General features: G+C 70.0%; 11 protein-coding genes and 1 pseudogene. 4 read left to right on the top strand and 8 right to left on the bottom strand.

The window, feature by feature from the left end:
- Positions 1–33: 33 nt before the first annotated feature.
- Entirely contained in the window at positions 34–948 is a 915-nt protein-coding gene (locus tag K8940_RS19320) for an SDR family oxidoreductase (RefSeq protein ID WP_223391681.1), read from the top strand.
- Here K8940_RS19320 and K8940_RS19315 read toward each other — a convergent pair.
- Positions 945–2,396, bottom strand: a complete 1,452-nt coding sequence (locus K8940_RS19315) for a carotenoid oxygenase family protein (RefSeq protein ID WP_223391680.1) — start codon at positions 2,394–2,396, stop codon at positions 945–947. The genes K8940_RS19320 and K8940_RS19315 overlap by 4 nt on opposite strands.
- Positions 2,397–2,434: 38 nt before the next feature.
- Entirely contained in the window at positions 2,435–3,658 is a 1,224-nt protein-coding gene (gene tet, locus K8940_RS19310) for a Tet(A)/Tet(B)/Tet(C) family tetracycline efflux MFS transporter (RefSeq protein ID WP_223391679.1), read from the bottom strand.
- Between the two features lie 94 nt (positions 3,659–3,752).
- Here tet and K8940_RS19305 point away from each other — a divergent pair, with 94 nt between their 5' ends.
- Positions 3,753–4,376 carry a TetR/AcrR family transcriptional regulator C-terminal domain-containing protein gene (locus tag K8940_RS19305; RefSeq protein WP_223391678.1) on the top strand — a complete coding sequence of 208 codons (624 nt, stop codon included), beginning with the start codon at positions 3,753–3,755 and terminating at the stop codon, positions 4,374–4,376.
- Here K8940_RS19305 and K8940_RS19300 read toward each other — a convergent pair.
- Positions 4,360–5,688 carry a PQQ-dependent sugar dehydrogenase gene (locus K8940_RS19300; protein WP_223391677.1) on the bottom strand — a complete coding sequence of 443 codons (1,329 nt, stop codon included), beginning with the start codon at positions 5,686–5,688 and terminating at the stop codon, positions 4,360–4,362. The two genes, K8940_RS19305 and K8940_RS19300, sit on opposite strands and share 17 nt — an antisense overlap.
- 76 nt (positions 5,689–5,764) lie before the next feature.
- Between K8940_RS19300 and K8940_RS19295 the strand changes: the two genes are divergently transcribed.
- Positions 5,765–6,457 carry an arylesterase gene (locus K8940_RS19295; RefSeq protein WP_223391676.1) on the top strand — a complete coding sequence of 231 codons (693 nt, stop codon included), beginning with the start codon at positions 5,765–5,767 and terminating at the stop codon, positions 6,455–6,457.
- 142 nt (positions 6,458–6,599) lie between these two features.
- Here K8940_RS19295 and K8940_RS19290 read toward each other — a convergent pair whose 3' ends face one another.
- A complete protein-coding gene (locus K8940_RS19290) occupies positions 6,600–9,683 on the bottom strand; it encodes an efflux RND transporter permease subunit (RefSeq protein WP_223391675.1) in 3,084 nt (1,027 codons plus the stop codon).
- A 10-nt stretch (positions 9,684–9,693) separates the two neighbouring features.
- Positions 9,694–10,779: an efflux RND transporter periplasmic adaptor subunit gene (locus K8940_RS19285; RefSeq protein WP_223391674.1), complete on the bottom strand. Its 1,086-nt coding sequence runs from the start codon at positions 10,777–10,779 to the stop codon at positions 9,694–9,696.
- Between the two features lie 127 nt (positions 10,780–10,906).
- On the opposite strand from K8940_RS19285, the pseudogene K8940_RS19280 reads away from it, so the two are divergent.
- Positions 10,907–11,011 (top strand): annotated as a pseudogene (locus tag K8940_RS19280) (hypothetical protein); the annotation flags it as partial.
- An 8-nt stretch (positions 11,012–11,019) separates the two neighbouring features.
- Here the strand turns inward: K8940_RS19280 and K8940_RS19275 are convergent.
- The 3 genes from K8940_RS19275 to K8940_RS19265 form a co-directional block, all read right to left on the bottom strand.
- The gene (locus K8940_RS19275) at positions 11,020–12,192 is read right to left on the bottom strand and encodes an acetyl-CoA C-acetyltransferase (protein WP_223391673.1); all 1,173 of its coding nucleotides are present in this window, start codon (positions 12,190–12,192) and stop codon (positions 11,020–11,022) included.
- Between the two features lie 44 nt (positions 12,193–12,236).
- Positions 12,237–12,650: a hypothetical protein gene (locus tag K8940_RS19270; protein WP_223391672.1), complete on the bottom strand. Its 414-nt coding sequence runs from the start codon at positions 12,648–12,650 to the stop codon at positions 12,237–12,239.
- A gap of 130 nt (positions 12,651–12,780) precedes the next feature.
- On the bottom strand, positions 12,781–13,128 hold the full coding sequence (locus K8940_RS19265; protein ID WP_223391671.1) for a hypothetical protein: 348 nt from the start codon (positions 13,126–13,128) through the stop codon (positions 12,781–12,783).
- Positions 13,129–13,220 lie beyond the last annotated feature (92 nt).

Genomic DNA, 13,220 nt, shown 5'->3' with positions numbered 1-13,220 from the left:
CACCGAGTGCGAATTTCCCACAAAGGCGAGGCCATGGCTAGCTGGACGACCGCGAACATTCCGCCCCAGAACGGCCGCTGCGCCGTCGTCACCGGCACGGGAGGGCTGGGCTTCGAGGACGCCCTGGCCCTGGCGCGCGCCGGGGCCGAAGTGATCCTGGCCGGCCGGGATCCGGACAAGGGGGCCGAGGCGGTCGCCAGGATCCGCGAGGCTGTCCCGGCCGCGAGCATCCGGTTCGAGCGCCTGGACCTGGCCCATTTGGCCTCGATCGCCGACTTCGCGACGCGCATGCGGGCCCAGCGCGACAGCCTGGACTTGCTGATCAACAACGCCGGGGTGATGACGCCCCCGACCCGGCGGACCACGGCGGACGGCTTCGAGCTGCAGTTCGGGACCAACTATCTGGGCCACTTCGCCCTGACGGCGCACCTGCTGCCGCTGCTGCGCAAGGCGGGGCGCGCGCGGGTCGTCACCGTGTCCAGCGTGGCGGCGCGTGGCGGGGAGATCAATTTCAACGACCTGAACGCCGAGCGCGGCTACCAGCCCATGCCAGTCTACAGCCAGTCCAAGCTGGCCTGCCTGATGTTCGCCCTGGAACTGCAGAGACGCAGCGACGCGGCCGGCTGGGGCGTGGCCAGCCTGGCCGCCCACCCCGGCATCGCCCGCACCGACCTGCTGTTCAACGCCCCCGGCCGGGCCAGCGCCGTCAGCCGGGTCCGGAGCCTGCTGTGGTTCCTGTTCCAGCCGGCGGCCAGGGGCGCCCTGCCGACCCTGTTCGCCGCGACCGCCCCGGACGCGCGCGGCGGCGCCTATTACGGTCCGGACCGTCTTGGCGAGACGCGCGGCTATCCGACTCGGGCGCGGTTCCCGGCTCCGGCGCTGGACGCCTTGGCCGCCGCCCGCCTCTGGGCCATCTCCGAGCAGATGACCGGCGTCCGTTTCGGCTAGCCGCGCAGCATCTCCCGCCCGGCCCAGACGCTGTGGGTGCCGCTGCTGAGCTTGTGGGGCAGGGCCACGCGGCAGACGATCTGGAAGGTGCGCGCGTCGACGATCGCGCACTCGGAGGTTCCCTTGTTCTCGTCGATCAGGAAGCTGATCAGGTAGCCGTCGTCCTCGGCGGTCGCCCCCACCCTGGGCGCGAACGGCGCCTCGCTGGCGTAGACGCCCTCGGGCAGGGCGATCGACCAGCTCGCGCCCGTTTCCAGGTCGTGCTTGACGAAGCCGTTGAACAGGAACCAGCCCGGCTTGGACGTGGTCGAATAGGCGTAGCGATACGGTTTGCCGGCGTATTTCTGGTTGAACATGCCGAACTCGAGGATCCGGTCGTCCAGGTGTTTCTCGGTCGTCTCGCCGGTCTTCAGGTTGAAGCGCCAGCGGTGCAGCTTGGGCCGGAAGCTGTGCTCGTCCAGATAGGCCATGAGGTGGCCGTGGCCGTCCGGCGCGGTCTCCAGCGGGCGCGGGATCGGGTTCTCCTGGAAGTAGCCGTCCAGCACCACCTCGTCGCCGTCCTCGTAGGCATTGAGCCAATGCAGGACATAGGTCGGGGCGGCCTCGAACCAGCGCGGCTCGCCGCCCTGGCGCGGGACGAGGGCGAAGCGCGACGGCAGGCCCTTGTGCAGGCGCACGGCGTGGATGTCCCGCGCCATCAGGTCCTGGTCCCAGAACACCGGCAGGTCGTTGAGGATCGCCCAGTGCTCGGAGAAGGCCATGTCGTGGGGCAGGCGAAGGCCGGGCAGGGGCACGGGCTGGTAGACGGTCCGCCGGCCCGTGGCGTCGACCACGCCGTAGTGCATGTGCGGCCAGGCCTTGGAGTAGTTGAAGAACATCAGCTCGCCCGTGGCCTCGTCGACCTTGGGATGGGCCGAGACGCCTTCCAGCGGGGCCCAGGCCGCGACGCCCAGGTTCTCCAGCGTCAGGGGATCCAGGCGATAGGCTTCGCCGCACTGGTAGAAGGTGGCGATGGCCTCGCCGTTGTGGACGACGATGTCGGTGCTGGCCGTGTCCTTCAGGCCGCCATGGGCGCCGAAGCCGGGGCGCTTGGAGGTCCCCGGGCCGTCCATCAGCCCGCCCCACAGGCCCTCGCCGATTTCCTGCTCGGCCTCGAAGCACCGTGTACGGATGAAGCGGTTGCGATAGGTCGCCGCCCCGTCCCTGAACTCGATCTGGTGGACCATGCCGTCGCCGTCGAACGGATGGTAGCGGCCGAGCGGGTCGTGGACCGGGTTCTCGGTGTTGCGCAGATAGACGCCGTCCAGGTCGGTCGGGATGGCGCCTTCCAGCACCGTGAGGTCCCAGGCGTTGACCTCCTCGTGCAGCGGCGTCCAGGCGCCGGTCATGTACGGGTGGTTGGTCGGCGACAGCGAGGTGCGCACCTTGGGCAGGCGGTCTATTTTCATGGCGGCTCCTCCCTGATTTCGGGGAAGCCTAGGACTAGTCAGTCCTGTTGTGCAAGTTTCCCTTGAGGTCCATCGGGGCGTCGGGTCAGGAAGATCGGCAGGCACATCAGGCCCAGGGCCGCGCCAGCCACCCAGACCAGGCCGGGGAACCAGGCCCGGCTGGCGAAATAGACCTGGGCGATGACCACCGGGCCAATGATCGAGGCCAGGCTGGCCAGGCTGGCCAGCACCCCCTGCAGGCGGCCCTGCTGGTCCTCGCCCACCTGGCGCGACAGCAGCGACTGGATCACCGGCTGGCCGACGCCGCCCAGGCAGAACATCGGCAGCAGCAGGAAGGCCATCCAGCCCTTGGTCGCCAGGGCGATGGCGACATAGGCGAAGGCGTCGCACAGAATGCCGAAGGTCAGGGCCTTGCGCTCGCCGAACCGCTCGGCCAGGGGCCCGGCCACGAAGGCCTGGGTCAGGGCGGTGAAGGCGCCGAAGCCGGCCAGCGAGAAGCCGATCGTCCACGGATCCCAGGCGAACTTGTCCTCGCCGTACAGCACCCAGATCGTGCCGCCGACCTCGCCGACGATGTTCAGCGCCGCGAAGGCGACCATCAGCGGCAGCAGGGCCGGGAAGGCCGCCGCCCAGCGCAGAGAGGCGAACGGGTTGAAGGCCTTGCGGTCGAACGCTCCGCCCTTCCCCTTGTGCGACTCCGGCAGGATGAAGATCGCCATCAAGAGGTTGACGCCGTTCAGCGCCGCGGCCGCCAGGAACGGCGCGCGCACCCAGGCCGCGCCCAGGAAGCCGCCCAGCAACGGGCCCAGGATGAAGCCGATGCCGAACATGGCGCTGAACAGGCCAAAGCGCCGGGCCCGCTGCTCCTCGGGCGTGATGTCGGCGATATAGGCCTGGGCGACGGCCAGGTTGGCCCCGGTGATCCCGGCGATGGCGCGGCCGACGAACAGCCAGGCCAGGGTCGGGGCGAACGCCATGAACACATAGTCGATCGCCGCCCCGGCCAGCGAGACCAGCAGCACCGGCCGGCGGCCGACCTTGTCGCTGATCGCGCCCAGCACCGGGGCGCACAGGAACTGCATCAGGGCGTAGAGGCCCAGGAACGCTCCGAACCGCCAGCCCAGGTCGCCGGTGTGGCCGACTTCGCGCAGCAGGCGGGGGATGATCGGCATGACCAGGCCCAGGCCCGCGATGTCGAGGGCCACGGTGGCGAGGATCAGGCCGAAGGCGGCTTTCGAACGGTCACGGAAGATACGCGTCATAAAATTTATCATCGATAAAGTTCCTTATCGGCGATAAAGTCCGGATCGGCCGCGAGGTCAAGCGATTCATGCGGGCCGTCCGAGAAGGAACACGATGAAGGTCGATCGCCGGCGCATCCTGGAGACGGCGCTGGAGCTCCTGAACGAGGTTGGGGTCGACGCCCTGTCCACGCGCCTGATCGCCGAGCGTCTGGGCGTGCGCCAGCCGGCCCTCTACTGGCACTTCAAGAACAAGCGGGCCCTGCTGGACGCCATCAACGGCGAGATCCTGGCGCGGGCCCAGGACGCGCGCACGCCCCGGCCGGGCGAGACCTGGCAGGCGTTCCTGCGCCGCAACGCCCGCAGTTTCCGCGCCGCCCTGCTGTCCTATCGCGACGGCGCGCGGGTCCATGCCGGCACCGAGGCCGCGCCCGACGACCTGGACCATGTCGAGATCCAGATCCTGCATCTGGCCGCGGCGGGCTTCTCGCCCGGCGCGGCCCTGCAGCTGTTCGTGGCCGTCAGCCGCTTTGTCGTCGGCTGCGTGCTGGAGGAGCAGGCCTCGCCGATCACGGGTTCGACCGAACAGGCGCGGCTGGACGAGGCCGCCCGGGCCTATCCCGCCCTGGCCGAGGCGATCGCCTATTATCGGACGAGCGACCACGCCGGGCTGTTCGAGCGCGGGCTGGACCTGATCGTGCGGGGGGCGGAGGCCGAGTTGGTCAGCGCGCCGGACTGACCCGCCACACCACGTTGCCCACGTCGTCCGCCGTCAGCAGCGCGCCGGACGTGTCGACCGCGACGCCGACCGGCCGGCCTTGCGCCTTGCCGTCGGCGTCGAGGAAGCCCGTCAGGAAGTCCTCGACCGGCCCGGCCGGCTTGCCGCCGGCGAACGGCACGAAGATCACCTTGTAGCCGGCCTGCGGCTTGCGGTTCCACGAACCGTGCTGGCCGATGAAGACCCCGCCGCGATAGCGGGCCGGGAAGCTGGCGCCTTCGTAGAAGGTCAGGCCCAGCGAGGCGGTGTGGGCACCCAGGGCGTAGTCGGGGACGATGGCGCGCTCGACAAGGTCGGGGCGGCGATCGGCGTCCTTGATCCGCTTGTCCACGTGGCGGCCGAAATAGCTGTAGGGCCAGCCGTAGAAGCCGCCCTCGCGCACCGAGGTCATGTAGTCGGGCACCAGGTCGTCGCCCAACTCGTCGCGTTCGTTGACGCTGGTCCACAGCGCGCCGTCGGCGGGGTTCCAGCCCAGGCCGTTGGGGTTGCGCAGGCCCGAGGCGAAGACGCGCTTGGCCCCGGTCGCCAGGTCGACCTCGAGGATCGCGGCGCGGTCGGTCTCGTTGTCCAGGCCGTTCTCGCCGACATTGCTGTTGGAGCCGACCGTGGCGAACAGCTTCGAGCCATCGCGGCTGGCGATGATGTTCTTGGTCCAGTGGTGGTTGATCGGCCCGCCCGGCAGGTCGGCGACCTTGCGGCCTGGGGCCGTGATGCGGGTGTTCCCCTCGGCATAGGGGAAGGCGACGATGGCGTCGGCGTTGGCGACGTACAGCGTCCCCCCGACCAGGGCCATGCCGAACGGCGAATAGAGGCCCGTCAGGAACGGCGTCTTCAGCTCGGCCACCCCATCATGGTCGGCGTCGCGCAGCAGGGTGATGCGGTCGGCGCTGGGGACGCCGGCCCCGGCCTTCTTCATCAGCCGGGTCTCGAAGAAGCCCTTGATCCCCTTGGGCGGCTCCTTCTTGGGCGGGGCGTTGCTCTCGGCGACCAGCACGTCGCCATTGGGCAGGACCAACAGCCAGCGCGGATGGTCCAGGCCGGTCGCGAAGGGCTGGACGCGGAACCCGGCCGGGGCCTGGGGCGTCACGCCGGCCGGCCAGCCGACCACCTCGGAGACCTTCACGGTCGGGATCAGGGTCTGGCGCGGCTCGGGCAGGGCGGGGTTCGCGCCATAGCCGACCTTGCTGTTCTGCTGGCCGTTGCTCTGGCCGCAGGCGGCGAGGGCGGTCATGGCGACGCCGACGATCAAGATTTCGCGAAACCGGCGTGTCATGTGGCGCTTCTCCCATTCACCCCGCGTTCAACGCATGGGGCGTCTACTACGTTCGGAGTTTCGATACGGTTTGACCATGGTGAAGTCTCAGTCCCGCGTTTCAGCCAAAGCCCTCGATCGCCGCGCCCTGCTGGCGGGCCTCCTGGGCTCGGCCGCGCCGGGCGCGGCCTTCGCGGCCTCGCGCCGCAAGGCTCCGCCCAAGCCGCCCCCGCCGCCCCCTCCGCCGCCGCTGGTCACGGTGCTGGGCGACTCGATCACGGCCGGCATCGGCCTGGCTTCGGATCTCGCCATGCCCGCCCGCCTGCAGGCGGCGCTGGATCGGATGAGCGCCCATGCCCGGGTGCGCGGCTTCGGCGTGCTGGGCGACACCACCTGGGGCGGTCTGTCCCGCGTCGACCAGGTGCCGGCCGAGACCTCGGTCTGCGTGGTGGCCCTGGGCGGCAACGACCTGCTGCAGGGGCTGGACCCCTCCCGGACCAAGGCCAACCTGCGGGCCATCGTCGAGCGCCTGAAGGGGCGCGGCATCCGCGTGGTGCTGGCGGGCGTCAAGGCCCCGGCCCTGCTGGGGATCGACTACGCCCGCCGCTTCACCCAGGTCTATCCGGACCTGGCGCGCGAGCTGGGCGTGTTCTACGCGCCGGACTTCTTCACCGGCGTGATCGGCGTCTCGCGCTTCATGCAGCGCGACGGCATCCACCCCAACGCCGAGGGCGCGCGGATCATCGCCGAGCGCCTGGCGCCGGTGGTGGCCCAGGCGCTGAGGACTTAACCCATCTCCGTGTCCCCGGCGAAAGCCGGGGCCCAGGTCCATCCGGGGCGTCGGATGCGAAGGCGCCCTCCGCCGGAGTTCGACGAAGGGCGCTCTGGGTTCGATCTGGGTCCCGGCTTTCGCCGGGAAGATCGGGTCTTGGCTACTCCACCACCGTCGGCGGCTTCGCCGCCACGTGGTGATGGCCGCCGAAGATCCGGCCCATCAGCCGTTCCGAGCGGGTCTTGAGGCCGTCCATCAGGATGAAGACCACCGGGATGTAGAGCAGCGACAGCAGGGTCGAGGTGATCAGGCCGCCGATGACCGCGATGGCCATCGGAGCCCGGAACTCGACTTCCGCGCCCAGGCCGATGGCGGTGGGCAGCATGCCCGCGCCCATGGCCACGGTGGTCATCAGGATCGGCCGGGCCCGCTTGTGCGCGGCGTCGATGATCGCCGTGCGCTTGTCCATGCCGTGTTCCTTCATGGCCATGATCGCGTACTCGACCAGCAGGATCGAGTTCTTGGCCGCGATGCCCATCAGCATCAGGATCCCGATCAGGGTCGAGATCGAGAAGCTGGACTTGGCCAGCACCAGCAGGCCGAAGGCGCCGCCGATGGCCAGGGGCAGGGCCACCATGATGGTGATCGGGTGGGCGAAGCTGCGGAACAGCAGCACCAGCACGACGTACATCAGGAGGATGCCGGTGATCAGCGCGCCCAGGAAGCCGCTGACCATCTCCTGGATGAACTCGGTGTCGCCGGCCGCCACTTCCTTGACCCCGTTCGGCAGGTTCTTGACCGAGGGCAGGGCGTGGACCCGCTTGGCCGCCTCGCCGACGACGATGCCATCCAGCTCGGCGGTGATGGTGGCCACGCGCGAGCGGTCGCGGCGGTCGATCTGCGAGGGACCGGCGCCGAAGCGCACGTCGGCCACCGCGTTCAGCGGCACCGAGCCGGTGGCCGAGGGCACCTGCAGGGTCTGGAGGACGGCGATGTCCTCGCGGGCGCTCTGGTCCAGGCGCAGGCGGATCGGCACCTGGCGGTCGCCCAGATTGTACTTGGGCAGGTTCTGGTCGACGTCGCCGATGGTGGCCACGCGTACGGCCTGGCTGATCGCCCCGGCCGAGACGCCGGCGCGGGCGGCCTGGTCGGGCTTGGGCGTCACGACGATCTCGGGACGGGCGATCGAGGCGGTGTTGACCACGTGGGCCAGGCCCGGGACGCCGCGCATCTCGGCCTCGACGCGGCGGGCGGCCGCTTCCAGGGCCGGGCCGTTGTCGCTGAGCAGGCTGAGCGTGTAGCTGCCGCCGCTGGACGGGCCGCCGCCGTTGTTGCTGCCGGCGCCGATCCGCGCGCCGGGGATCTCGGCGAACTTGTCGACCATCTGGCGGCTGAACTGCTGCTGGCTCATTCGCTTGGACTTGTCGGTCAGGTCGGCGGTCAGCTCGCCCTTGTTGACGGCGTTGCCGCCGACCGAGGCGTAGACCCCGACCACTTCCTCGCGGGCCATCAGTTCCTTGGTGACGCGCTGCACGACGGCGTCGGTCTCGTCCAGGGTCGCGCCCGGCGGCAGCTCGATCGAGAACTCGGCCCGGCCGCGGTCGGCCTGAGGCTGGAACTCGAACGGCAGGCGGGTGGCCAGGAAGATCGAGATGACGAACATCGGGATGCCCATCGCCAGCACCTTCCAGCGATTGCGCAGGCCCCAGTTCAGGCTCTTCAGGTACGGACCCATCCACGGCGGGTCCTTGTCCTCGTGCTTGGCGTCGGCCTTCAGCATGTAGGCGCCCATCAGCGGCGTCAGCAGGCGGGCGACCACCAGCGAGAACAGCACCGAGATACAGGCGGCCAGGGCGAAGGCCTTGAAGAACTGGCCGATGATGCCGGGCATGAAGCCCACGGGCGCGAACACCGCCACGATGGTGAAGGTGGTGGCCACGACCGCCAGGCCGATCTCGTCGGCCGCCTCCATGGCCGCCGCGTAGGGGCTTTTGCCGCCGCGCATGTGGCGGACCATGTTCTCGATCTCGACGATGGCGTCGTCGACCAGGATGCCGACGGTCAGCGACAAGGCCAGCAGGGTCACGCCGTTCAGCGACTGGTTCATCGGCGCCAGCACCGCGAAGGTCGGCAGCAGCGACATCGGGATGGCGACGGCCGACAGCAGGGTGGCGCGCCAGTCGCGCAGGAACAGCAGCACCACCAGCACGGCCAGGACCGCGCCGATGATCAGCGCCTCCATCGAGGCGATATAGCTCTCCTCGATGTACTTCACGTTCGAGGTGATCTCGCGGATCTCGAGCTCGGGATGCTCCTTGTCCAGGATCTCGATGGCCTTGCGGACCTTCTCGGCGGTCTGCACCTCCGAGGCGCCGCGCGAGCGGACCATGTTGAAGGTCACGACCTCCTGGCCGTCGTAGCGGGCGCGCGAGCGGGGTTCGGCCCAGTGGTCGCTGACCTGGCCCAGGTCGGCCAGGCGCACGGCGCCGCCGCCCGACGAAACGGGCACGCGGGTCTCGCGCAGCTGCTCGACCGAACCGGCCGCGCCCAGGGTGCGGATGGCGCGCTCGGCGCCCGAGATGGTCACCCGGCCGCCGGGCAGGTCGGCGTTGGACGAGACCAGGGCCTGGCTGACGGCGGCGGCGGTGACGCCCTGGGCGGCCAGGCGGTCGGGATCGAGGGCGACCTCGATCTCGCGGCTGACGCCGCCCTGGCGGTTGACCTCGCCGACGCCCTTGATGGCCAGCAGGGCGCGGCTGACGTCGTTGTCGACGAACCAGCTGCGCTGCTCGGGCGTCAGGGTCGGGGCCCTGACGACATAGGTGATCAGCGGATCGCCCGAGATGTCGACGCGGGTGACGATCGGCTCCTGCATGTCCTGCGGCAGCGAGCCGCGCAGGTTGGACATGGCGTTGCGCACGTCGTTGGTGACGCGCTCGTGGTCGACGCCCAGCTCGAACTCGATGACCGTGGTCGAGGCCCCGTCGACGACGGTGGAGCGGGTGTGGCGCACCTGGCCCAGGCCCGCGATCGAGTCCTCGATCAGGCGGGTGACCTGGGTCTCCAGTTCACTCGGCGCGGCGCCGGGGCGCACGGCCGTGACCACGACGATCGGCAGGTCGACGTCGGGATTGTTGTTGATCCGCATGCTCTTGAAGCCGGCGATGCCGGCGACGGTCAGCAGCAGGAACAGCAGGATGACGGGGATCGGGTTCTTGATCGCCCAGGACGAGATGTTGCGCATCGGCCGATCCTCAGCGAGCCGGCGCGGCGGGCGCCTGGCCGATGCGAACGAGGTCGCCCTCGCCCAGGAAGCCGGCGCCCTCGACCACGACGCGGTCGCCGGCGGTCAGGCCGGTGGCGGCGACGCGGTCGCCGGTGTTGGCCAGGATGGTGATGCGGCGGAAGTGGACCTTCCGGCCGGCGTCGACCACGAACACGCCGGGGCGGTTCTCGCGATAGAGCACCGAGGCGCTGGGCACGACCAGGGCCGGCTGGTCGCCGGCGTCGATGGTGGCGCGGGCGAACATCCCCGGACGGAAGCCGCCCATCGACGACAGGGCGATGCGGGCCACGCCCAGGCGGTTGGTGGCGTTGACCTCGGAGGTGACGATGCGGACGCGACCGGTCATCTCGCCCACCTTCTCGGAATAGACCTTGGCCGACATGCCGGCCTTGACGGCGGCCAGGTCGGTCTCGGGGATGTCGGCGTCCAGCTCCAGGCGGCTGTCGCGGACGATGCGGAAGAGTTCCGAACCGGCGCTGACGATCTGGCCCTTGGTGACGCTGCGGCGGCTGATCAGGCCGCCGACCGGGGCGCGGACCGAGGTCTGGCCCAGGCGCGCGGCGGTCTCGCCCCGGGCGGCCTCGGCGGCGGCCAGGCCCGCGGCGGCGGTGCCCTGCCGGGCGGTGGCGGTGTCGAGGCCGGCTTGGCTGAGATAGCCCTTGGCCTGCAGCTCGCGGGCGCGGTTCAGGGCGGCGCTGGCCTCGGCCAGGGTGGCCTTGGCGCTGGCGACGCTGGCGTCCTGCTGGCGCAGCTGGGCGGCGATCAGGGTGCTGTTCAGCTGGACCAGGATCTGGCCGGCCTGGACGACCTGGCCTTCCTCGGCGTTGACCGCCACGGCCGTCAGGCCGCCGGTCTCGGCGCCGACCGGCACCTCTTCCCACGGCGAGATCGTGCCGGTGGCGTTGATCTGGCGGGCGATCGGCTGGCTGGCCACCACGGCGACGCTGACGGTCGCGGAGGCGGCGGCCGAGGCCTTCTCGGTCTTGGCCGGCTTCTTGCCGCATCCGGCCAGAGCGATCGCGCTCACGCCCAGGACCAAGACCAGCGCGCTCATAGACGGGCGGCGCCCATTGATCCGGTAAAGCACGATAATCCCCAGCGACTGTTAGAGCCCACCGGCCTTCTAGCCGACAAACCCCCGGTCGCTGAGTTAATTTGCCGTAAGACGATAAACTTTAGACCCCCCGTGGGGGAGGCGGCCGAAGGCCGGAGGGGGAACAGCGGGTTATCCGGTTACTTCCCCCTCCGTCGGCTTCGCCGACACCTCCCCCGCTAGGGGGAGGGTCTAAAGCGTCTAAAGCCGTTCCACGATCGTCACGTTGGCCAGGCCGCCGCCCTCGCACATGGTCTGCAGACCGTAGCGTGCGCCGCGATCCTGCATCGCGTGGACCAGGGTGGTCATCAGCTTGGCGCCCGAGCCGCCCAGCGGATGGCCGAGGGCGATGGCGCCGCCATGGACGTTCAGCCGGTCGGGATCGGCGCCCAGGACCTTCAGCCAGGCGGTCGGCACCGAGGCGAAGGCCTCGTTGACCTCGTAGAGGTCGATGTCGCCGATCTTCAGCCCGGCTCGCTCCAGGGCCTTCTGGGTGGCGGGGATCGGGGCTTCCAGCATGATCACCGGGTCGTGGCCGATCACGGTCATGCTGTGGATTCGAGCCAGCGGCGAGACACCCAAAGCTTTAAGTCCCCGCTCGTTGACGATCATCACCCCGGCCGCGCCGTCGCAGATCTGGCTGGAGGTGGCGGCGGTCAGGCGGCCGTCCTCGGTCAGGAGCTTCACCGACCCGATCGACTCCAGGCTGGCGTCGGCGCGGATGCCTTCGTCGGTCGCGTGGGTCTCGGTCGCCCCGCCCTCCAGGGTGACCGCGATCGGCACGATCTCGGCGGCGAACTTGCCGGCCCGGGTGGCGGCCGCCGCTCGCTGGTGGCTGGACAGGGCGTAGGCGTCCAGCTCGGCCCGCGACAGGTCGTACTTGCGGGCGATCATCTCGGCGCCGGCGAACTGGCTGAAGTTGATCCCCGGATAGCGCTCTTCCATGCGCGGGCTCTTGTAGGTCCCGAAGCCGTTCTTGTAGGGCAGGGCCGAGGACAGCCCCATCGGCACGCGGCTCATGCTCTCGACGCCGGCGGCGATGACCACGTCCATGGCCCCGGACATCACGGTGGCGGCGCCGAAGTGGATGGCCTGCTGGGACGAGCCGCACTGGCGGTCGACCGAGGTGGCCGGCACGCTCTCGGGCAGGCTGGAGGCCAGCACCGCGTTGCGGGCGATGTTGATGGCCTGCTCGCCCACCTGGCCGACGCAGCCCATGATCACGTCCTCGATCAGGGCGGGGTCGGCGCCGCTGCGCGCCACCAGGGCGTCCAGCACCACTGCGGCCAGGTCGGCCGGATGCCAGCCCGAGACCTTGCCGCCCTTGCGTCCGCCGGCCGTGCGCGCGGCGGCCACGATATAGGCTTCGCCCATGAGTTCTCTCCCTTCGTTGCCGGGAGTGAAACAGGCGTTCGAGGCTATGTCAGCGGTGACGCGGCGTCAGGGGCGCGGGGGGGCGCATGGCGTGGCTGGCGGGGCAGGGCGCCGAAGAACAACGCCGCCATGGCCAGGTAGCTGAAGATGCCGCCGCCGGCGTTCAGACTGGCCCGGTTGGGGATCCTGGGATCGGCCAGGGTGGCCAGCGTCAGGATCAGGCTCAGGCCGTGGAAGCCGCAGGCCCACATCGGCCACCAGCGATTCGATCGCAGGGCGATGAACAGCAACACCAGCATCAGGGCCAGATCCACCAGGAACACCGCGGTCTGAGGACCGAACTTCTGGTGGGTGTTGTAGAGCAAGCTGGTGGCGAACCAGGCCAGGATCATGGCGACGCCGGCCAGGCGTTCAGGCCAGCCGCCACGCCACAGCGCCAAGCCGGCCGTGATCAGCAACGCGGCGAGGCTTGACCATTGAGGGAGGGAGTTGAGCGGCGGCATCGCGCTAGGGTGGCGGCTTTCCGCCAGATTGCAATGATCCTCGCCGATCGGGACCGGCGAGGATCTTGTGTCGGGCCTTGAAGCTCTAGGCGGCGACGGTCAGGCGGGCGTTGGCCATGCCCAAGCCCGGCCCTTTGCCGAACTCGTCCTCGGCGAGCGACATGGACGAAAGGCCGATGTCGTGCTGGGCGACCGTCAGGTGCTTGTGCGTGGTGACGATGCCCTCGCGGGCCACGCCCAGGGCCTGCATGGTGCTGATGGCCGACATGATGGCGTCCTGGCCGATCAGGGCCGACAGCTTGGCCTCCTGGCGGGTGGTCGGCATCAGCCCGGCCAGGGCGGCCGTGCTGGCGATGGCGGCGTCGATGGCCTTTTCGGCGGCGAACAGAGCTTCGGCCACAGTCACGGCAGCCATCCGGCGTTGCTTGAACATGAGAAGTCTCCTCGCGCCAAGCGATGCTGGCGCGTTGCTAAGGTATGGGTTCGAGAGAGAGGGGCGCCTCGGCTCCTGAGAGGCGCAATCTT

This window comes from Caulobacter segnis (assembly GCF_019931575.1).
Lineage (GTDB): Bacteria > Pseudomonadota > Alphaproteobacteria > Caulobacterales > Caulobacteraceae > Caulobacter > Caulobacter segnis_C.
The sequence above is the reverse complement of the archived record's forward strand: the minus strand, read 5'-3'. Positions and strand labels throughout refer to the sequence as shown.

Bases quoted from the DNA above. Each gene is read 5' to 3' on its own strand.
- K8940_RS19320 (WP_223391681.1), top strand. From the start codon at position 34: ATGGCTAGCTGGACGACCGCGAACATTCCGCCCCAGAACGGCCGCTGC.
- K8940_RS19315 (WP_223391680.1), bottom strand. From the start codon at position 2,396: ATGAAAATAGACCGCCTGCCCAAGGTGCGCACCTCGCTGTCGCCGACC.
- tet (WP_223391679.1), bottom strand. From the start codon at position 3,658: ATGACGCGTATCTTCCGTGACCGTTCGAAAGCCGCCTTCGGCCTGATC.
- K8940_RS19305 (WP_223391678.1), top strand. From the start codon at position 3,753: ATGAAGGTCGATCGCCGGCGCATCCTGGAGACGGCGCTGGAGCTCCTG.
- K8940_RS19300 (WP_223391677.1), bottom strand. From the start codon at position 5,688: ATGACACGCCGGTTTCGCGAAATCTTGATCGTCGGCGTCGCCATGACC.
- K8940_RS19295 (WP_223391676.1), top strand. From the start codon at position 5,765: ATGGTGAAGTCTCAGTCCCGCGTTTCAGCCAAAGCCCTCGATCGCCGC.
- K8940_RS19290 (WP_223391675.1), bottom strand. From the start codon at position 9,683: ATGCGCAACATCTCGTCCTGGGCGATCAAGAACCCGATCCCCGTCATC.
- K8940_RS19285 (WP_223391674.1), bottom strand. From the start codon at position 10,779: ATGAGCGCGCTGGTCTTGGTCCTGGGCGTGAGCGCGATCGCTCTGGCC.
- K8940_RS19275 (WP_223391673.1), bottom strand. From the start codon at position 12,192: ATGGGCGAAGCCTATATCGTGGCCGCCGCGCGCACGGCCGGCGGACGC.
- K8940_RS19265 (WP_223391671.1), bottom strand. From the start codon at position 13,128: ATGTTCAAGCAACGCCGGATGGCTGCCGTGACTGTGGCCGAAGCTCTG.